Source organism: Nocardia sp. NPDC127526, from assembly GCF_042672265.1.
Taxonomy (GTDB): Bacteria; Actinomycetota; Actinomycetes; order Mycobacteriales; family Mycobacteriaceae; genus Nocardia.
Window position 1 is genome coordinate 12,665 of sequence record NZ_JBHXVO010000013.1, and the last position, 19,031, is coordinate 31,695.

Genomic DNA, 19,031 nt, shown 5'->3' on the forward strand with positions numbered 1-19,031 from the left:
CGCGCGAACCCGCAGGCCGTAACCGCTCACGCGTGTCGGGACCCGAACCTGAGAGAACTCCAAGGAGAAGCACAGACTCCTGCCAGAACCGAACGGCAGTCTGGATTCGGAGCGGAGCGGATACGTAGAAGTCGAGGTGCGGAATGGTCGAGCTGGAAGTCGACGGGACAACCGTGACGGTGCACGTGACCGGCGCACACCGCGTGCTGGCGTTGCGCGAACACGTCAGCTTCGATCTGAATCAGGTCAAGGGGATCACCAAGGCCGAGGTGGATTTGCGGCCGCCGTGGTTGCGTGCGCCCGGAACGTTCTTTCCGGGCGTGATTGCCGCCGGTACGTTCCGGGGCAAGGGCCGCAAGGAATTCTGGGACACGCTCTTTCATGAACAGGCGGTGCGCATCGATCTGGCCGGGGGCGAGTTCACCCGGCTGGTCATCGATGTGGAGGATCCGGATCACGCGATTCGGATGCTCGCGGCCGCGGCCTGACGACTCAGGGCCGCCGTGAGCACGGAGAGCGCGGCGATCCCGCCCAGGACCAGGTAGGCGTGGGCGTAGCTGCCGGTCCACGAGGACAGCAGGGTGCCCGCCCAGGGGGCGAGGGCCATGACGACGATCATCGGCGCGTAGAGGATTCCGTTGAGGCGGCCGTAATGTGTTGCGCCCCAGCGGTCGGTGACGGCGGTGGCCTGGATCAGGGTGAACAGGCCGCGGATGAGACCGGAGCCGATCGCGAAGGCGATCAAGGTCGTCACGGTGGCGCCGAGACCGAGCAGGGCGGTGGCGATCGCGGTGGCCGCCAGGATGGCGATGGTGCGGGTGGTCACGGTGGTGTGCGCGGCCAGCGGTAGATAGCCGAGGCGGCCGAGGACTTGACCGGCGCCGCCGAGACCGAGGGCGACGGCCGCGAGAGCGGGGGAGAAGCCGCGTTCCTGAAGCAGCGGAACGAGATTGAACACCGCGGCCGCGGTGGTGAACGAGCCCAGACTCAGGGTGACCATGAGCGCCCGGAAACCGCGGCTGCGCACGATGGCGGCGTGATCGGCGAAGTCCTCCGCGACCGGGGCAGGCGGATGCGGCCAGGGGCCGCGCAGGCCGAACCAGTGCGCGGGAACGGTGATCGCGGCGAGCACGACGGCGAGCGTGAGATAGGTGGCGCGCCAGTCGGAATGCTCGTTCAGCAGCGCGGTGAGCGGAGCGAAGACGGTGCTGGCCAGGCCGGCCACCAGGGTGACGATCATCAACGCCTTGACCCGCTCGGCGCCCCACCAGCGGGTCAGGGCCGCGAAAGCGGGGGAGTACAGCACCGCGCCCATGGCCGTGCCGCTGACGAGCCAACCGGCATAGAAGACAACCAGATTCGGTGACACCGCCACGACGAGCAGAGCGAGGGCGCCCAGCGCGGAACCGGCCGTCATCACCGCGCGCGGGCCGCGACGGTCGAGAATACGGCCGAGAGGGATGCCGATGAGCGCGGCGGCGAGCTGCCCGAGCGAGAAGGCCGCGGTGATGGCCGGCAGCGACCAGCCCGTATCGCGGGAGATGGAAACACCGAGCACCGCGAACGCGTAGTAGAGAATGCCCCAGCTGGTGATCTCGGTGAGGCACAGCACGGCCAGTACGCGCCGCATGCCGGGGCGGGTGAGACCGCCGGTCTGCGAAGAGGTTTCGGTGTCGGTCATCACCCCATCGTTACCGTGCGCGGGTGCGCTCGGGGTCGGATCGGGCAAGGCGCGGTGAACGACGGTGGCCGGAGGTCCGGCTCGGATGCGCCGCAAGCTCTGGTTCTCCGCAGCTTTGGGCCACCCATAGCGCGGCGGCAGGCATGCGCGGTGAGGTGACGGTCACTCTCGCTGACGCCGTGGCAGGTCGGCGTCGGCGGTGCGGGACCGATAGGCTGGATGGCGAGTCGCACGTGGTGGAAGGGGTGGCAGAGTGAGTGAGAACCCGATCTCCGCAGCGGCGCCGGAATCGAGTGATCCGCAAGCGGTTCTGGAGCGATCCACGGCCCGGCTGTCGGAGGAGTTCGCCGGCATCTTCGATGCCGACACCGTGGAACGCATGCTGACCTCCTCGTTCGAGCGGCTGTCGGCGGTGTCGGATCATCCGCAACTGCTCGCCGAGCGCTTCGCGCGTGAGCGCCTGACCGCGTCGGCGAAAGCGGAAGGCCGTGCGACGAACACCGGACCCGCCGTCCTGTTCGTGTGCACCCACAATGCCGGGCGCTCCCAGATGGCCCTCGGGTTCTTCACCCAGCTGGCCGGCGATCGCGCCTGCGGGTGGTCCGGCGGGTCCGCTCCCGATATCGCGGTGAATCCGCTGGTGGTCACGGCCATGGCCGAGCGCGGCATCGATATCGCCGCCGAATTCCCCAAACCCTGGACCGACGAACTCATGCGCGCCGCCGATGTCGTCATCGACATGGGCTGCGGCGATACCGATCCCATCGTCTCCGGCCACCGCTTCGAGCAATGGCCGCTGCCCGATCCGGCCGGGCAGGGCCTCGACGATATCCGCACCATCCGCGACGACATCGAAACCCGAGTGCGCCGCCTGGTCGCCACTCTCGGCCTGGCGGCCGATCCGGACTCGCTCGGCAGCCCTAGCTGACGGCCTTCTTCACGAGGTCGGCGATTGTCGCCTCATCGGCGGCGGTCAGTTTCGTAATGCCGAAAGCCGTCGGCCACAGGGTGCCGTCATCGATATTGGCGATGTCGTTGAAGCCGAAGGTGGCGTAGCGGGTTTTGAACTTGGCCGCCGCCTGGAAGAAGCACAGCACCTTGCCGTCCTTGGCGTAGGCGGGCATGCCGTAATAGAGCTTCGGGGCCAGGTCGGGGGCGTTTTCCTTGATGATGGCGTGGATGCGTTCGGCAATGGCGCGATCGGATTCCGGCATCTCGGCGATCTTGCCGAGGACATCGTTCTCGCCGTCGGCCCTGGTGGCCTTCGCACCCCGCCGGGCCGCCGTTTTCAGTTCGGCGGCGTGCTCTTTCATGGCGGCGCGTTCCTCGGCGGAAAATCCCGCGGAATTCTGGTTCTCGGCGGACTTCTGTGCGGCCATTGTCGAATCCTCCCTACCAGGGTTTTCGTGCTGTCGTCTGCAATGTTAGGGACCTTGGCCATCCGGCGGCTTCTTCAAAGCTGATCGGAATTCGGGCCTTCATCATCGAAATCACCGCCGAGGTTTCGCCGCCCCGCCCGGGGTAATGCTGCAAATATGCTTACCACTCCACGATGGGTCACGCGGAACCGCTTCGCCGCCTGGTCAGGATACTTTTGCATACTGGTTGCCTCGGCAACGCTGGCAATGGCCATCACCGCCGCCGCCTCGGGCCACACGGAGTACGCCATGGTTGCCGGCATCATCTGCGCCGTGACCGCCCTGTTCGGCATCACCATCATGACCACCACCTGGCATCGCGACACCGCGCAGCACCACAATGTGCCCAGCCTGCTCAACGACACCTGGGAGCGCACCCCGCCCTTCGCCCGCCGCCGGGGCAAGCCCTGGGGCATCGAAACCGATCGCAGGCACTGACCCGCTCGATCCAGCTTCCGGAGGCCGAAGGGTTCGATACCGCGGACGCAGTAGTCACGCGGTCGGTACGGCGTGTGCAGCAGGGGGATACGGCGGTGGAGGCAGGGTGAATTGTCCACGCGTGCACGATGATCGGCGGTGGGGCTGGTCGACATGATTGGGCATCGAGTAGTTCGAGCAAGGAGCATCTCATGTCCGTCCGTCATCTCCCCGCCATTGTCCTGGCCGCGCTGATCGGGGGTATCGCGGTAGCCGCACCGGCGTCGGCATCGGTTCAGCACAGTGCCGCGGTCACCGGCATGACCTCCGGGCGGCTCGGACCGACCCTGACCGCGTTGGTGGGGTTGTTCGCCGTGGTGATCGGGGGTCTGACCTGGGCTCGTGCCGGGCGTCCCGGAAGCGGCGACGGGCGGCGGGGAGCCATGGTGGCACTGGTGGCGGGGCTGATCAGCACGGTGCTCGGCGGCGTGTTCGCGGCCACCGCGGACGGCGGGCCGGGGACCGGCAACGGGATCGTCGGGGCCTTCATCGCCGTGGTGCTCGGGGTGGTCGGCATGGTGCTCGGCGGGCTGGTGCTCAAGCGCCCCCGCGTCGGCGTGACCAGGTGAAACACCCCGGCGCGTGCGTCGAGGCGTCACATCCTGCGCAAGGACTTTCGCGCGGTGGCCGCGGCCGTGCGCGAGGTCGCCGCTGGTCAGCGGGTATCTTGACCGACCGCGGTGAAATGGTCGATGAGCAGCCGGGAGGCCGGGGCGGGCGCCTCTTCGGGGATCCAATGCGAGACTCCCGGCAAGACCTCCAGTCGATACGGGCCGTCAGCGAAGCGGCGTGTCAGCTTCACCCCGGTGCTGTGCACCGCGGTGTCGCTGTCGCTCCACATCTGCAGGACCGGGACGGTGACGCGGCCGCGCAGGTAGCGCGGCGAGGAGAAGGGCATGCCGCGGTACCAGTGCAGGCCGCCGCGGGCTATCGCCCTGTCGCGCAGGCGATCTGCCTCGCGTTGTGCCATCTCGGCGGATTGGCCCGTCTGCTCGAGCATCCAGCGGAACAGTGCGGTGCGCACTGTCAGCTCGGGGAGCAGCGGCAGCTGGAAGAAATACATGTACCAGGAGGCCACCGACTGGCGGCTCGTGACCATGGCTCGCGCGAACGCGCCCGGATGCGGGACCGACAGCGCCGACAGCGACAGGATTCGATCGGAGCCCGAGATGGCCGCCGCCCACGCCGCGGCCGCGCCCCAATCATGGCCGACCACATGCACCGGGCGGCCGATGGAATCGATCATCGCCAGCACGTCCGCGGCCAGCTCGTCGAGGCGGTACCGCCATCGCCAGCGCGGGGCGGCGGTCGGCCTCGCGCCACGCAGGTCCGGTGCGAATGTCCGGTAGCCCGCCTGATTCAACAGCTCCGCGACCGTGTGCCAACTGCGGGAGTCCTGCGGCCAGCCGTGCAGCAGCAGGACCGGCTCGCCGGTGATCGGCCCGGAATCGCGGACGGGGAATGCGAGGTCCCCGCGGTGGAAAGCGCTGATTCGTTCCGGCTCGCTTGCGCCGCCGCCGGATTCGTGAACGGATACTTCGGTCGCCATTGACGCCTGCACCTCTCGTGTTCGCAACACTGCGGGTTCAGCGTGGCACATGACAGCGATTAGCGCGACTGAAAGTAACAGATAAATCGGCCGGATTTCGTCGAGGACCGCGCCCATCCGGAACCGCTCGGGCGACGAATATGCCGCTAAGGCCAGTGCGGCATTGCTGGACCACCCGTTTCGTCCCTCGTTCCGGGAGGATTCGCATGTCGATCAGCAGGGTTTCGCGACGGCGGTTGTTGAGCACCGCGCTGGCCGCGGGGGTCGTCGCCGGCGCGACCGCGACCACGGCGTGTGCGCCCGTTCCCGCGCAGAGCGCCGAGGGTGATCGCTCCCGCGATCGCAGCGAGTGGCTCGCGCGGCAGCTGCTGGGGGTCGACGAGAACGGGGCCGACCTCACGCTGGCCTATCTGAAGATCCTCATCGACACCGGCCTGCCCGCTACCGGCAGCCGCAAGAAGATCATTGTCGTCGGCGCCGGCGCGGCCGGGCTGTGCGCCGCGAACCTGCTGGCCGATGCCGGGCACGAGGTCACGGTGTTGGAGGCCAACGGAAATCGCACGGGCGGGCGGATCAAGACATTGCGCGGGGTCTTCTCCGATCCGGCGCTCCATGCCGAGGCCGGGGCCATGCGGTTGTCCAGTGTGCACCCGATGGTGCTGGCGCTCGCGGACAAGCTGGGCGTGCGGCGCAGGCCGTTCTACGGCTCCGATGTGGCCGTCGATACCGCGATGCCGCTCACGCCCCCGGTGTTCTACCGCTCCTTCACCGGCGAGGAGTGGTCCAATGGGCCGGCGCTCGACTACCGGCCCGCGTCATCGGCGCGGCGCAGCCTGATCCATGTCAATGGAACGACCTATACCCGTGGCGAATACGCCGCGAATCCCGCCGCGGTTCACGCCGGGTTCGGCTGCGACCTGAGCGAACCCAGCCGCACGGTTCTCGGCGCCGCGCTGCGGCAGACCTCGCTGACCGATCAGCCGATCCAGCGGCAGCTCGACGGCTGGACCGAACTGCTGCACACCTACGAAAACCATTGCCTACGCCGCTATCTCATGGACCAAGGCTGGTCGAAGGAACGCATCGAAACCATCGGCACCCTCGAAAACCTCACCGCCCGACTGCGATACAGCGTCGTCTTCCCGCTCGTCGATCACACCCTGCTCCCGCCCGATGTCACCCACTGGGAACTGAAGGGCGGCATGGCCGCGCTCACCGATGCCCTGACCCGGCGGCTCGGCCCGGCAATCCTGATGGGCAAGCGCATGACTCGCCTGGAACAGACCGACCACGGCGTGCGGATCCACACCACCGCCGAGACCGGCACCGAACACACCGACGGCGCTCCGGCCGCCCCGGTCGAATCCTTCGACGCCGACTACGCCATCCTGGCCATCCCGCTCACCGCCGCCAGATTCTGCGCCTTCGACCCGCCGCTGTCCTACGACAAGCGCCGCGCCATCATCGAAATGCACCACGACGCCGCCACAAAGATATTGCTGGAGTTCAAAACCCGCTTCTGGGAGCAGGGCCCCACCGGCTTCCGCGGCGGCCGCTGCACCACCGACTCCCCGAACCGCTCCATCTACTTCCCCTCCCACGTCGACGACTCCGACGGCGGCGTGGTCCTGGCTTCCTACACCTTCGGCGACGACGCCATGCGCTGGGACTCCCTCACCGAAGGCGAACGCCTCCACTTCGCCCTCTCCGGCCTGCGCACCCTCTTCGGCCCCCGCGTCGACACAGAATTCACCGGCATCGGTTACACCCAGAGCTGGGTCCGCGCCCGCTACGCCCTCGGCGAAGCCGCCATCCCCACCCCCGGCCAACTCCACGAACACCACCGCGCAACCCGCTCGGTAGAAGGCCGAGTCCACTTCGCCGGCGACCACACCAGCCTCAACACCGCCTGGATCGAAGGCGCCCTCGAGAGCGGCGTCCGCGCTGCCCTCGAACTCCACCGCCGCTGACCACCCCCCCGGCTACCAGGACAGAGTCGCGTGGCTGTGCACTTTTCGCGCTCGCCGACTCAGTGCCGGTCGCAATGCCCAGGCGCGTCGGATTCACCCGGCGGCACTGGTTCTCGTGACGCGCACGAACGCCGGGCACGTCGGCGCTCGTGGACTGTGAATGCGGCCGAAGCCTCGCGCCCACCGGCCCTGGCATTGGGCCTGGTGTTGGTGGATGCCCTGGTCGTAAGTGGGAAGGAGGTCGCCGCCCGAGGAAACCCTTCGGGTCCGAGGCCAACCCGGGGTCGCACGTCACTTGCGGCGCATGGATCGCCGCGAGTGACGTGGGCGCCCGTGTCAGCTGTCAGCGGCGGCCCTGGCGCTGGGATGCCGAACGGTCGTTCGGGGCGGCGGGTGCTCCGGCGCGGCGGCGCGAGGATCCGGCATGTGCGCGGCCGGTGCCGGATGTCGCTGTGCGGGTGGCGGATCCGTTGGCGGGGCGGTCGTCGCGGCGGTTGGTGGTGCGCCCACCGGTGGAGCGCGCGGTGTCGGCGTGGCCGGGGGTGCGACGGGCGGCGGTGGCGGTTCCGCGGACGTCCTCGGATTTCGCGCGGCGCGGTCCATTCGCGGTGGTACGGGATTCCGCGCGCTGGCTGTTGGTCGCACCGCGGGAGGAAGCGGTGGCCGTTGCGCGCGAATCGGTGGTGGCGGCGCGGGAGGTGCCGCCGGTTACGGTGTGCGAACGGCGATTTCGGGTGCCGCGGGGAGATTCGTTGCCGGCGGTGCGGGGGCTGCCGGTACCGCGCGGGCCGCTCTTGGGGGAGGCGCCGGTGGAATCGGGACGGGTGCCGCGGCCGTTCGATCGGCGGCCACCGCGAGCGGCGGGCTTTTCCCGGGGCTCGGAAGTCGTTGCGGCGGGGGCCGTTCGCGGTGTTTCCAGGGGTGCGATCGGGCCGACGAGGGCTGTCACCGGGGTGGATTGGGCGGTGACGCGCTGGGGTTCGACGGTGATGCCGGCCTTGCGGAGCAGGGCGGCCACGTCTTTGCGCTGGTCGGGGAGGACGAGGGTGACGACATCGCCGGAGCTGCCGGCGCGGGCGGTGCGGCCGGAGCGGTGCAGGTAGGCCTTGTGCTCGGCGGGCGGGTCGACGTGGACCACCAGCTGGACGTCGTCGACGTGGACGCCGCGGGCGGCCACGTCGGTGGCGACCAGGACGCGGGCGGTGCCGTCGGCGAAGGCGGCCAGGTTGCGGTCGCGGGCGGCCTGGGAGAGGTTGCCGTGCAGGTCGGTGGCGGGGATGCCGACGGCGGTGAGCTGCTTGGCCAGGCGGCGGGCGTGGTGTTTGGTGCGCATGAACAGGATGCGGCGGCCGGTGCCGGAGGCCAGGGCGGTGACCAGGTCGCGCTTGGCTTCGGGGCCGGTGACCTCGAAGACGTGGTGGGTCATGTCGGGGACGGGGGAGTGGGCCTCGTCCACCTTGTGGGACAACGGGTTCCGCATGAAACGCTTGACCAGCTTGTTGACGCCGTTGTCGAGGGTGGCGGAGAACAGCAGGCGCTGGCCGTCGGCGGGGGTGGCGGCCAGGATGCGGGTGACGCCGGGCAGGAAGCCCAGGTCGGCCATGTGGTCGGCCTCGTCGAGGACGGTGATGCGGACCGCGTCGAGGGAGACCAGGCGCTGCTGCATGAGGTCCTCGAGGCGGCCGGGGCAGGCCACCACGATATCGACGCCCGCCTGCAGGGCCTTGGCCTGGCGGTTCTGCGGGACGCCGCCGAAGACGGTGGTGACCTTCAGGCCGCAGGCGGCGGTCATGGGTTCGAGGGCGGCGGCGATCTGGGTCACCAGCTCGCGCGTGGGCGCGAGAATCAGGCCCGTCGGGTGGCCGGGCTTGCGGGGGACGCCGACCAGGCGCTCGACCAGCGGAATGGAGAAGGCCAGGGTCTTGCCGCTGCCGGTGCGGCCGCGGCCCAGCACGTCGTGTCCGGCCAGCACATCCGGCAGCGTCGCCGCCTGGATGGGCTTGGGCTCGGTGATGCCGTTCGCGGCCAGCGCGTCCACGATCTGCGCGCGCACGCCCAGCGCGGAGAAGGACAGGGCCGGGCTCGATGAACGAGTCGTCATAAGTGTTTCAGGTGCCTTTCGAGCATCGGGGTGAACCGCAGTGGTGCGCAGGACTGTCGTCCCGCCTGCTGATCCGCTGCGTAGCCGACGCGAAGAGAAGACATCCACGACGGAATGAGTATGCAAGATCGCTACTCGACTGCTGAACACCATATCCCACGAGCCGATCTACGACGTACGTTGGTGGCCAACGTCATCTTCCGGATCAGCGCGGATACGGTCGCGCCAGCCGCGTTTCCCGGATCCGGCCGCGCAAGGTGACCGGCTCGCCGAGCTCCCAGTGCTTGCGCTCGATCTCCTCGGCGGCGTCCACCGCCGCGGCCGAGGCCAGCACCCGGCTCTCGTCCTGCTTGGCCAGTTCGCACAGCCGGGCGGCCTCGTTGACCGCGTCGCCGATGACGGTGAACTCGTAGCGGCGATGCGCACCCACGTTCCCGGCGACCACGCGACCGGCCGCGATGCCGATGCCCGCATCGAATTCCATGGCGGCATCGCTCAATCGGGACCGGATGGCCCGGGCCGCGGCCAGCGCCGACCCGGCGGCGTCGAGAAGCGGTGCGGGGGTGCCGAAGACGGCGAGCGCGGCATCGCCCTCGAACTTGTTGACATGCCCGCCGAAGCGTTCGACCTCGTCCACCACGATCTCGAAGAACTCGTTGAGCAGCGCCACGATCTCATTGGCCGGCCGCGTCGCCGTCATGGTGGTGGATCCGATGATGTCCACGAAAATCGCCGCGGCCTCGCATTCCTCGCCGCCGAGCTCGGGATTGCGGGCCAGCGCCGCGGCCGCGACATCGTGCCCGACGTGGCGGCCGAACAGGTCCCGGATGCGTTTGCGCTCACGCATTCCCGCCACCATGTGGTTGAAACCGCTTTGCAGCTCACCCAATTCGGTGCCGTCGTAGACGGTGACCACGACATCGAGATCGCCGTCCTCCACCCGGCGCAGCGCATTGCGCACCCCGCGGATGGGCGCCACCGCCGCCGCGAGGGTCTGCGTCATCAACAGCAGTCCGAACACCAGCGTCGCGCCGCCCAGTGACAGCACGCACACCGCCAGTCGATTGGTGCTGATATCCATCCCGGCCAGATCCAGCACCGCGATCGTCATCAGCAGGGCCACCGGTGTCCCGGAACCCAGCATCCACACCAGCAGCGAGCGCCCGAAAACACCGAGCCCGCGCCGTCGCCGCCGCGGCGCGGCCTCCAGGACCCGCGCGGTCACCGGCCGCAATGCGAATTCCGCCAGCAGATAGCTGTTGGCGCAGACGACGATGGCGCTGAACCCGGTGCCGAGCAGCACCTTGGGGACGTAGGCGGGATCGACCAGCCCGTAGAGCGGGCTGAGAATCAGCATTCCGCCGAACCACAGCAGCGCCTGCTGCACCACCAGTCGCCGGGGCACCCGGGCGGTGGCGGCCTGTTCGGCCTCGGTCGGCACCCGATCCGGGTCGGTCGCCCAGCGCAGCGTCCGCAGGCTCCCCACCGTTCCCCAGACGAACCCGGCGGCGAACGCGGCACTCACGTACACGGGCACCGCGACGAAATTCAAGAGTGCCGTCTCGCTGGTGAACAGCGGCGGCCCCGGCAGCACCACGCCGATGAGCAGGCTGGAGACCGCGATGCCGATCAGATTGGCGAAGATCAGCGGCACGGTCAGTAGCAGTTGCACCCGCAACCGCCGCGACAACGCGCCCTCGTCGGCCGATCCGAGCAGCCGCGATCCCCACGGGGCAACACCCACCGCGGCAGGCGTCACATCGGTGTCCACCATGGATGCAGCCTAGGCGGACCGACCAGTCGGGCAGCGCTGCCCACCCGTGTGTCAGTGTCGCGCGCACTCGCGGCACTGTCGCCTATGGTGGCGTGGCCGAGGCTCCGGCAGCGTCGCGGGGCTGCGGCTCTGGCACCGTCGTGGGGGTGACGAATGCGTGGACGGCAGTCCTGCCCGTCATCCCGGCAGTCCTGCCCCGTCATCCCGGCAGTCCTGCCCCGTCATCCCGGCGCGCCTTTGGCCGGGATCTCCGGCAACGTGGGTGGATTCCGGCCAAAAGCGCGCCGGAATGACCAAGGGAGAAGTTCCGGCCGGCGGGCGAGGCGGGCCGGATCATCTCCGGACGGCCGCGGTTCAGCCTGCTGCGTCTCTCCGGCGGGAGCGCATGTCCACTGTCCAGGCGGCGGCCGGTGAGGGCAGTTGGGGGAGCGCCTCGGAGCGCAGCCAGTTGTCCCATAGCGGCCGCAGCGAGGTCTGGCTGTAGTGCTCGGCGAGGTCAGTGAATTCCTCGGTGGAGATGGAGGAGTGGCGGTAGCGGGCGGTCCAGGCGCGCAGGAGGTCGAAGAACGCGGTGTCGCCGAGGTGCAGGCGCAGCGCGTGCAGGGTGAGGGCGCCGCGTTTGTAGACGCGGTCGTCGAACATGAATTGGGGGCCGGGGTCGGCGAGGAGGAGATCCTGCGGGAGCCGGGACAGGTTCTGGTGGGCGGTGCGGGCCAGGTGGTCCGCCGAGGGTCCGCCCGAGGCCTCGGACCAGATCCATTCGGCGTAGCAGGCGAAACCCTCGTGCAGCCAGATATCGCGCCACTGGCGGATGGTGAGGCTGTTGCCGAACCACTGGTGCGCGAGTTCGTGGGCGACAAGGCGTTCCGAACCGCGCCGGCCGTCGCAGTGGTTGGCGCCGAATACCGAGATGCCCTGCGCCTCGATGGGGATCTCGAGCTCGTCGTCGGTGACCACGACGGTGTACGCCTCGAACGGGTACGGGCCGAACTTGTCGATGAACACCTGCATCATGCGCGGCTGGCGCGCGAAGTCGTGATCGAAGTTCGCGCGCAACCGCGGCGGCAGCACGGCGTGCATGGGCACCGGATCGTGCGAGGTCTCCAGCCGGTGCTTGCGATACGGCCCGATCTGGATGGTCGCCAGATAGCTCGACATGGGTTCGGGCTGCTCGTACACCCAGGTGGTCTGGCTGGCCTTGGTCTGCTTGCGCACCAGCACGCCATTGGCCACGGCATAGAACGGCGAATCGGTGGTGATCGAGATCCGGTAGCTCGCTTTGGAACTCGGGTGATCGTCACACGGGAACCAGGAGGCGGCCCCATTGGGCTGGCTGGCCACCAGCGCGCCCTCGGTGAGCTCCTCCCAGCCGACCTCGCCCCACGGCCCGCGCACCGGTTTCGGCGTGCCGGTGTACTGGATGGACAGCACCAGCGCCCCGCCCGCCGGAACCTTCTGCTGCGGGGTGATGACCAGTTTCCCTTGCCGGTGCGTGTATTTCGCGGCCTTGGCGCCATTGACGAGCACCTTGGACACCGCCAGCGTCGTGGACAGATCCAGCGCGAACCGATCCCGCGGCCCGGTCGTCACCGCGGTGATGTCGGCCCGCCCCGCGAGCCGGTTGCTGGCGACCTTGTAGGTCAGATCCAGCTCGTAGCGCGAGACCCGATACCCGCGATTCCCGTTCTGCGGCAGGTATTCGTCGATGGGTTCTTCGTAGAACTTTCCCGTCATCGCCGAACCGCTTCCGCCCGGCCCGGCCACGGCGCGATCGGATTACCCCACCACCGGGTGGACGGCGGCACACTGTCGCCGCGCATGACCAGTGACGCCGGTCCGACGGTCGCGCCCGCGCCGATCCGCGCGGCGGGCAGGGCGACGCAATGCGGTCCCAGTGTGGCGCCCGCCTCCAGAGTCACGGTGTCCATGGCCATGATTCGATCGTGGAACAGATGGGTCTGCACCACGCAGCCCCGCTCCACGGTCGCGCCGTCGCCAAGAGTCACCAGGTCCGCCTCGGGTAGCCAATAGGATTCGCACCATACCCCGCGGCCGATCTTCGCGCCGAGCCCGCGCAGCCACAGATTGAGCACGGGCGTACCGGTCGCCGCGCGCGCGAACCACGGCGCCGCAACATGTTCCACGAAGGTGTCGGCGACCTCGTTGCGCCACACGAACGAGCTCCACAGCGGATGCTCCTCCGCGTCGATCCGCCCGACCAGCAACCACTTCGCGATGACGGAGCTGAATCCCGCCACCGCGCCCGCGCCCATGAGCACCAGCCCGCTGAGCAGCGCGGCGGGCAGGTGCCCGAGGGTGTTCGCGAGCCAGGCGAGCGCGAACAGCACCCCGAGCCCGATGCCGAAGGTGACCAGCACCGGGATCAGCCGGCAGGTTTCCACGATGCCGCGCGCGATGCGCAGCCGCGGCGCCGGATCGAAGGTGCGTGCGGTGTCGGCGGTTTCGGCCGCGCGCCGCAAGCGCACCGGCGGGCTGCCCAGCCACGATGAGCCCGCCTTGGCCTTGGAGGGCGCGGCCGAAAGCACCGCGACCAGGCCGTTTTTCGGCACGCGCCGACCGGGCGCGGTCATCCCGGAGTTGCCGAGGAAGGCGCGCTTGCCGACCTTGGCCTCGCCGATGCGCAGCCAGCCGCCGCCGAGTTCGTAACTGGCGATCATGGTGTCGTCGGCCAGGAATGCCCCGTCGGCGACGGTGGTGAACTTGGGCAGCAGCAGCACCGTCGACGCCTCGACGTGCTTGCCGACCTTCGCGCCGAGCAGGCGCAGCCAGATGGGCGTCAGCAGGCTGGCGTAGAGCGGGAACAGGAAGGTGCGCGCCGAGTCGAGCAGGCGTTCGGTGGCCCAGGCCTGCCAGCCGATCCGGCTGCGGACGGGGTGATAACCCTCGGTCAGCCCGATGCTGAACAGGCGCACCGCGATCACGGTGACGACGGCGTAGACGCCGAGGCTGAGCAGCATGGCGACCGGCAGGATGGCGAACGCGCGCCCGAGACCCGCGGTGAGCGTGGCGGTATCGCGAATCCACCAGGCGATGAACGCGCCGCCGGCGGCGAGGCCGAGGATCGGCACGGCCGCGAGCACCATGGAGGTGATGCCGAAAATGGCGACCCAGTGCGCGGCCCGCGCGGGTGTGTGATCGGGCCAGCGATGCTGGGCCTTACCGACTTTCACCGCCGGCGAGCCCGCCCACTCCTGATCGGCCTTCACCTTGCCGGAGACCGCCGAGCCGGGCGCGATCTCGGCATTGCGGCCGATGGTGGTGCCGGGCAGCAGCATCGACCGCGCGCCGACCACCGCGCCCGGGCCGATGCTGATCGGCCCGATGTGCACGAGATCGCCGTCGATCCAGTATCCGGACAGATCGACCTCGGGTTCCACGCTGCAACCCTTGCCGAGTTCGAGCATGCCGGTCACCGGCGGCAGCGTGTGCAGGTCGACGCCCTTGCCGATCTTCGCGCCGAGCGCGCGGGCGAACGGCACCATCCACGGTGCGCCCGAGAGGTTCTCGGCGCCGCTGGCCTCGGACAGCCGCACCGCGGTCCACAGCCGCAGATGCGTCCGGCCGCCGCGCGGATAGCTGCCGGGCCGCAGGCCCCGCAACAGGATTCGCGAGCCGATCACGCACAGCGCCATACGTCCCGGCGGCGAGATGAACAGCAGGAACGCCACCAGCGCCCACCACCACGACAGCTGCGGCAGCCAGGGCAGCGATCCGGACCAGGCGGCGATATTGCCGACCACGCCCAGCCAGGTCAGCCACTGCAAGCCGGTCAGCGTGGTGAGCGGAATCGTCGCGAGCACCTGGAAGAGCTGGGCGGGCAGGGGAGTCGGCCGCACGATACGTTCCTCGACCGCCGCCGCCGGGGCGCTCTCGTCGAGGTAGGCCGCCAGCGCGCCCAGCCGGGGATGATCGTAGAGATCGGCGACGGCAATGTGCGGGAAGCGTTCCCGCAGCGCCGCGACGAGCTGCGCGGCCGCCAGCGAGCCGCCGCCCACATCGAAGAAATCGGTGCCCGGATCGGTGACCTCCGCGCCGAGGATCGAATCCCACAGTCCGGCAACCCATTGCTCGGTGGCGCTGAGACCGGCCTCGGCCTCGGCGGCGGCCGCCTTGGGCAGCGGCCAGGGCAGCGCGTCGCGGTCGACCTTGCCCGAGGTGCGCGTCGGCAGTTCGGCGACCACGGCCAGGCGCGGCACCAGCGGAGCCGGAAGCTGTTCCGCCAGTAGTGCTCTGGCGGCCTTGAGGTCGTATCCGGCCTCGGGCCCGGTGAGGTACCCGACCAGGATCTTGTTGCCCGCCTTGGTGCTTCGAATCGCGGCGGCCGCGCCGGTCACCTGCGGCAGATGCTGCAGCGCATTGTCGATCTCCCCGAGCTCGATGCGCCGCCCGCCCAGCTTGATCTGATCGTCGGCGCGCCCCAGGAACACCAGGCCCGCACTGTCATTGCGCACCAGATCGCCACTGCGATAGGCGCGTTCCCAGCCGACCGACGGCAGCGGCGCGTACTTCTCGGCGTCCTTGGCCGGATCCAGATACCGCGCCAGCCCCACGCCGCCGATGACCAGTTCCCCGGATTCGCCCTCGCCCACCGGATTTCCGGCCTGATCCACCACCGTCAGATCCCAGCCGTCCAGCGGCAGCCCGATGCGCACCGGGAAGCCGCCGTTCAGCAGCGCGGCGCAGGCCACCACGGTGGCCTCGGTGGGCCCGTAGGTATTCCAGACCTCGCGCTCGTCGGTCCCGGCCAGGCGTTCGGCGAGCTCCGGCGGCACCGCCTCGCCGCCGAAGATCAGCAGCCGCACCGATTCCAGGGCCTCGGCCGGCCAGGTCGCGGCCAGGGTCGGCACCGTGGAGACGACGCTGATCTCCCGGCGCACGAGCCACGGCCCGAGATCCGCGCCCGTGCGCACCAGGGCGCGCGGCGCGGGCACCAGGCACGCGCCGTGCCGCCAGGCCAGCCACATCTCCTCGCACGAGGCGTCGAAGGCGACCGAGAGCCCGGCCAGGACACGATCGTCCGGGCCGATGGGCGCGTCCTGCAAGAACAGCCGCGCCTCGGCGTCCACGAAGGCGGCGGCATTGCGATGGGTCACCGCAACGCCTTTCGGGGTTCCGGTGGAACCGGAGGTGAAGATGATCCACGCGTCGTCCGCGGGGGCGGGCGCGGCGACGCCCGTCTGCGTACCCCTGGATTCGAATGCGGCCGCGGTGGTTTCGATCCCGTCGATGGTGACGATGGCGGTGACCTTGGCTTCTCCGAACACCAGCCGCGCCCGCTCGTCCGGGTCGTCCGCATCCACCGGCACGTACGCCGCGCCCGCGTGCAGCACCGCCAGGATCGTCACGTACAGCGCGCTGGTGCCCGACGACATGCGCACGCCCACGCGATCACCCGCGCGCACGCCGGCGGCCGCGAGCCTGCCCACTTCCAGGTCGATGGCGGCCAGCAACTCCGCGTAATTGAGCACCGCCTCGCCGTCGTCGATGGCGGGTGCGTCCGGATGCGCTCGCGCGGTGGCCGCGAGAATGTCGACCAGGGTGCGGGCGGGCGGCGCGAGTGCGCCTCGCAATAACGGGGATGCACCCATCGCGGTCTCGACCTGCGGCGTCACGCCATGTCCACCTCTCATAGAACGATCAGCGCTGTGCGCGTTCGTTGTTTCACACGAGGGTTACCAGAGGGCAAACTCCACGGTGACCAACCGTCCACTTTACTCGGGCCGGGGTATCTCACCTGGGCAGAGCCGCTGTGATGCGGTCGGCGATGAAGGCTTGACCCGCGATATTCGGATGGAACGGCCAGGTATTGAACGGGTTGGGGAAGAACAGCGGATTGCTCCAGTTGAAACCCGCCGGCCGGCAAGCGTCGTGACCGGAGGTGAAGGTATCGACGAAGATGCTGCCGTGCTGGGCGGCCTGGTCGGCGAGCATGCCGTTGAGGCGGCGCTGCACCTCGGCCAGATACGGGGCGTCACCGGCGGCGATGGGGACCGACGGGAAACAGCTGCGACCGTCGGACGGCAGGATCGGCAGGTAGCCGATGACCGCGATATCGGCCCGCGGTGCGCGCTGGCGGATACCGTCGAGGGTCGCGGCGATGCGCGGCGCGACGGCATCGATGGACGCGGTCAGCCGGTCGAAGCCGCCTTCGGTGTAGTAGTTTCGGCAGGGGCTGCCGCCCGGATCGCCCAGGGCGCGGGCCATGCAGGCCTGCAGGATATCGGACAGGCCGATGTCATTGCCGCCGATGCTGATGTCACCAGATCGGTGTCGGGGGTCAGCGCGTCGAACTGCGGCGGATTCAACCCGCCGACCGGGACGCCGTACAGATTCGGCACCTGCGGCCGCGTCATGTCGGCGGTGATGGCCGCGCTGCAACTCGCATCGACGAACACACCCGCCCCTACTGCTCGCGCCACATCGGCGGGGTAACTGTCCGAGGCTCGCAGACACCCCACGGGATTTCCGTTCATCGAGGTCCAAGCGCCAACGGCCGCATAGGAATCCCCGAGTGCGACGTAACGGTGGTAGGCGCCCGGGGCCGCCGCGGCGGTCGCTCCGGAGGCGATCGCCATCCCCGCGGCCACCATCACCGCCGCCACTGCTCCCGCGAACGCCCGACCGATTCGAGACCGCCGTTCCGGCATCAAGACATCCTTTCGCCTGTGAATACTCCTTTTCGATCAGACCATCCAGGCCGTCGGGATGGTTCACGCCACGCCCAGCCGCCGGGGCGCGTGGTTCGGTAGCGTTGCCGGGTGGAACTGCGACAGTTGCGGTACTTCCTCGCGGTCGCGGAGGAGCGCAACCTCACCCGGGCCGCGGATGTGGTCGGGATCAGGCCGACCTCGTTGAGCGAGCAGATCATCGCGCTCGAGCGCGAATTCGGGGTGGCATTGTTCGTGCGCACCTCCTCGGGCATGACGCCGACGCGGGCCGGTGCGCGGTTGATGGTGCACGCTCGGGCGGTGGTGGAATCGGCTCGGCGCGCCCGGGAGTCGATGCGGGAACGGGAGGCGCTGCGTGTCGCCGTGACGCCTGGCGCGCCACCGTGGCTGGCGGCGGCCTTGTGGCGCGCCGCCGGAGAGTTCGTCCTCGACGTCGCCGATCTGCAGACCTCGGAGCAACTGACCCGGCTGCGTGAGGGCACGCTCGACACCGGTGTTGTGCTCCTACCTGCCGAGATGCCGGGTCTGCACCATGCGGTGGTCGCGGATGCCGAGCTGGGCGTGGTGGTCGCGGCCGATCATCGGCTCGCCGGACGGGAGGCGGTGCGGCCGGTGGACCTCGACGGCAGCGCACTGCTGTGGTTCGCGCGATCGTCGGCGCCGGGATACTACGACGCGGTGCGCGAGTGGTGGACCCGGTCGGGATGGCATCCGGCGGTGGTGCACGAGAGCGCCCCGCGCCGAACGCTGTTCACCGCCGCGCTGACCCACGGCGAGGACGTCGTAGCGCTGCGCCCGAGGTGGGATGTGCGGCCGGGTGACGGATTGGCCTGGTTGCCTTTGATCGCGGATCCGCCCCGCATCCGCTACGCCCTCACCTGGAACGCCACCGATTCCGCCGCCCCGCGCTATCGCGAAATCGCCGATGACCTGGCGCGTTCGGAACCGCCGCACACGCATCCGGCGCTACCTCGTGGACGGCACGCCCCGCGATCGGGTCTGCTGGAATCCGATCAGGCCACAGCGCCGTAGAACACGGTGCGGGCGAACCGGATACAGCACGAGAGGCACGATATGGCGCTCACCGCATGGGGATTCATCTACACGGCGACCGGCAGCGACCCGAACCGGGAGACCATCGTGGAAACACCGTCCTGCCGTTCGGTATTCGTCGGCGTGGATCACCCGGAACAAGCCATTGCGGTAGCCCGCCGCCTCGTCGACGGCGGCGCACAGCTGATCGAGCTGTGCGGCGGCTTCGGCCCGATCTGGACGGCCAGAGTGATCGAGGAAGTCCGGGGCGCGGTTCCGGTGGGTGCGGTGGCCTACGGCATCGAAGGCGTCGATCAGGTGCACGCCCTGTTCGCCTGAC

At 69.5% G+C, this 19,031-nt stretch carries 16 protein-coding genes; 7 read left to right on the forward strand and 9 right to left on the reverse strand.

Annotated elements, in window-relative coordinates; all coding sequences use genetic code 11:
- Nucleotides 1-143 precede the first annotated feature (143 nt).
- Nucleotides 144-488, forward strand: a complete 345-nt coding sequence (locus ACFVIV_RS21400) for a hypothetical protein (RefSeq protein ID WP_379198871.1) — start codon at nt 144-146, stop codon at nt 486-488.
- Here the strand turns inward: ACFVIV_RS21400 and ACFVIV_RS21405 are convergent.
- Nucleotides 455-1,681 carry an MFS transporter gene (locus tag ACFVIV_RS21405; protein ID WP_379198873.1) on the reverse strand — a complete coding sequence of 409 codons (1,227 nt, stop codon included), beginning with the start codon at nt 1,679-1,681 and terminating at the stop codon, nt 455-457. The two genes, ACFVIV_RS21400 and ACFVIV_RS21405, sit on opposite strands and share 34 nt — an antisense overlap.
- A 253-nt stretch (nt 1,682-1,934) precedes the next feature.
- Between ACFVIV_RS21405 and ACFVIV_RS21410 the strand changes: the two genes are divergently transcribed.
- A complete protein-coding gene (locus tag ACFVIV_RS21410; protein ID WP_379198875.1) occupies nt 1,935-2,609 on the forward strand; it encodes an arsenate reductase ArsC in 675 nt (224 codons plus the stop codon).
- Here the strand turns inward: ACFVIV_RS21410 and ACFVIV_RS21415 are convergent.
- Both ACFVIV_RS21415 and ACFVIV_RS21420 read right to left on the reverse strand, forming a co-directional pair.
- Nucleotides 2,602-3,060 (reverse strand): iron chaperone, encoded by a 459-nt coding sequence (locus ACFVIV_RS21415; protein WP_379198877.1) that lies wholly within the window; start codon nt 3,058-3,060, stop codon nt 2,602-2,604. The two genes, ACFVIV_RS21410 and ACFVIV_RS21415, sit on opposite strands and share 8 nt — an antisense overlap.
- Before the next feature lie 74 nt (nt 3,061-3,134).
- Nucleotides 3,135-3,350, reverse strand: a complete 216-nt coding sequence (locus tag ACFVIV_RS21420; RefSeq protein ID WP_379198879.1) for a hypothetical protein — start codon at nt 3,348-3,350, stop codon at nt 3,135-3,137.
- Here ACFVIV_RS21420 and ACFVIV_RS21425 point away from each other — a divergent pair.
- Nucleotides 3,349-3,537 (forward strand): hypothetical protein, encoded by a 189-nt coding sequence (locus tag ACFVIV_RS21425; RefSeq protein WP_379198881.1) that lies wholly within the window; start codon nt 3,349-3,351, stop codon nt 3,535-3,537. The genes ACFVIV_RS21420 and ACFVIV_RS21425 overlap by 2 nt on opposite strands.
- Before the next feature lie 191 nt (nt 3,538-3,728).
- Nucleotides 3,729-4,145 (forward strand): DUF6223 family protein, encoded by a 417-nt coding sequence (locus tag ACFVIV_RS21430; protein WP_379198883.1) that lies wholly within the window; start codon nt 3,729-3,731, stop codon nt 4,143-4,145.
- Nucleotides 4,146-4,231: 86 nt separating this feature from the next.
- Here ACFVIV_RS21430 and ACFVIV_RS21435 read toward each other — a convergent pair whose 3' ends face one another.
- Nucleotides 4,232-5,125 carry an alpha/beta fold hydrolase gene (locus ACFVIV_RS21435; protein ID WP_379198885.1) on the reverse strand — a complete coding sequence of 298 codons (894 nt, stop codon included), beginning with the start codon at nt 5,123-5,125 and terminating at the stop codon, nt 4,232-4,234.
- 206 nt (nt 5,126-5,331) lie between these two features.
- Between ACFVIV_RS21435 and ACFVIV_RS21440 the strand changes: the two genes are divergently transcribed.
- On the forward strand, nt 5,332-7,095 hold the full coding sequence (locus tag ACFVIV_RS21440; RefSeq protein ID WP_379198887.1) for a flavin monoamine oxidase family protein: 1,764 nt from the start codon (nt 5,332-5,334) through the stop codon (nt 7,093-7,095).
- A gap of 343 nt (nt 7,096-7,438) precedes the next feature.
- On the opposite strand, the gene ACFVIV_RS21445 is transcribed toward ACFVIV_RS21440, so the two are convergent.
- The 5 genes from ACFVIV_RS21445 to ACFVIV_RS21465 form a co-directional block, all read right to left on the reverse strand.
- Complete coding sequence (locus ACFVIV_RS21445) at nt 7,439-9,196, reverse strand: DEAD/DEAH box helicase (RefSeq protein ID WP_379198889.1); 1,758 nt, start codon at nt 9,194-9,196, stop codon at nt 7,439-7,441.
- A gap of 205 nt (nt 9,197-9,401) precedes the next feature.
- On the reverse strand, nt 9,402-10,970 hold the full coding sequence (locus ACFVIV_RS21450; protein WP_379198891.1) for an adenylate/guanylate cyclase domain-containing protein: 1,569 nt from the start codon (nt 10,968-10,970) through the stop codon (nt 9,402-9,404).
- 354 nt (nt 10,971-11,324) lie between these two features.
- Nucleotides 11,325-12,704 carry a M1 family metallopeptidase gene (locus ACFVIV_RS21455; RefSeq protein ID WP_379198893.1) on the reverse strand — a complete coding sequence of 460 codons (1,380 nt, stop codon included), beginning with the start codon at nt 12,702-12,704 and terminating at the stop codon, nt 11,325-11,327.
- On the reverse strand, nt 12,701-16,579 hold the full coding sequence (locus ACFVIV_RS21460; protein WP_379199148.1) for a Pls/PosA family non-ribosomal peptide synthetase: 3,879 nt from the start codon (nt 16,577-16,579) through the stop codon (nt 12,701-12,703). The genes ACFVIV_RS21455 and ACFVIV_RS21460 overlap by 4 nt, the downstream gene beginning before the upstream one ends.
- Nucleotides 16,580-16,721: 142 nt before the next feature.
- Complete coding sequence (locus ACFVIV_RS21465; protein ID WP_379198895.1) at nt 16,722-17,705, reverse strand: SGNH/GDSL hydrolase family protein; 984 nt, start codon at nt 17,703-17,705, stop codon at nt 16,722-16,724.
- 44 nt (nt 17,706-17,749) lie between these two features.
- Between ACFVIV_RS21465 and ACFVIV_RS21470 the strand changes: the two genes are divergently transcribed.
- On the forward strand, nt 17,750-18,691 hold the full coding sequence (locus tag ACFVIV_RS21470) for a LysR substrate-binding domain-containing protein (RefSeq protein WP_379198897.1): 942 nt from the start codon (nt 17,750-17,752) through the stop codon (nt 18,689-18,691).
- A gap of 42 nt (nt 18,692-18,733) precedes the next feature.
- Nucleotides 18,734-19,030 (forward strand): DUF6506 family protein, encoded by a 297-nt coding sequence (locus ACFVIV_RS21475; RefSeq protein ID WP_379198899.1) that lies wholly within the window; start codon nt 18,734-18,736, stop codon nt 19,028-19,030.
- Nucleotide 19,031: the final 1 nt, after the last annotated feature.

Bases quoted from the DNA above. Each gene is read 5' to 3' on its own strand.
- ACFVIV_RS21400 (WP_379198871.1), top strand. From the start codon at position 144: ATGGTCGAGCTGGAAGTCGACGGGACAACCGTGACGGTGCACGTGACC.
- ACFVIV_RS21405 (WP_379198873.1), bottom strand. From the start codon at position 1,681: ATGACCGACACCGAAACCTCTTCGCAGACCGGCGGTCTCACCCGCCCC.
- ACFVIV_RS21415 (WP_379198877.1), bottom strand. From the start codon at position 3,060: ATGGCCGCACAGAAGTCCGCCGAGAACCAGAATTCCGCGGGATTTTCC.
- ACFVIV_RS21425 (WP_379198881.1), top strand. From the start codon at position 3,349: ATGGTTGCCGGCATCATCTGCGCCGTGACCGCCCTGTTCGGCATCACC.
- ACFVIV_RS21420 (WP_379198879.1), bottom strand. From the start codon at position 3,350: ATGGCGTACTCCGTGTGGCCCGAGGCGGCGGCGGTGATGGCCATTGCC.
- ACFVIV_RS21430 (WP_379198883.1), top strand. From the start codon at position 3,729: ATGTCCGTCCGTCATCTCCCCGCCATTGTCCTGGCCGCGCTGATCGGG.
- ACFVIV_RS21435 (WP_379198885.1), bottom strand. From the start codon at position 5,125: ATGGCGACCGAAGTATCCGTTCACGAATCCGGCGGCGGCGCAAGCGAG.
- ACFVIV_RS21440 (WP_379198887.1), top strand. From the start codon at position 5,332: ATGTCGATCAGCAGGGTTTCGCGACGGCGGTTGTTGAGCACCGCGCTG.
- ACFVIV_RS21445 (WP_379198889.1), bottom strand. From the start codon at position 9,196: ATGACGACTCGTTCATCGAGCCCGGCCCTGTCCTTCTCCGCGCTGGGC.
- ACFVIV_RS21450 (WP_379198891.1), bottom strand. From the start codon at position 10,970: ATGGTGGACACCGATGTGACGCCTGCCGCGGTGGGTGTTGCCCCGTGG.
- ACFVIV_RS21455 (WP_379198893.1), bottom strand. From the start codon at position 12,704: ATGACGGGAAAGTTCTACGAAGAACCCATCGACGAATACCTGCCGCAG.
- ACFVIV_RS21460 (WP_379199148.1), bottom strand. From the start codon at position 16,579: ATGGGTGCATCCCCGTTATTGCGAGGCGCACTCGCGCCGCCCGCCCGC.
- ACFVIV_RS21475 (WP_379198899.1), top strand. From the start codon at position 18,734: ATGGCGCTCACCGCATGGGGATTCATCTACACGGCGACCGGCAGCGAC.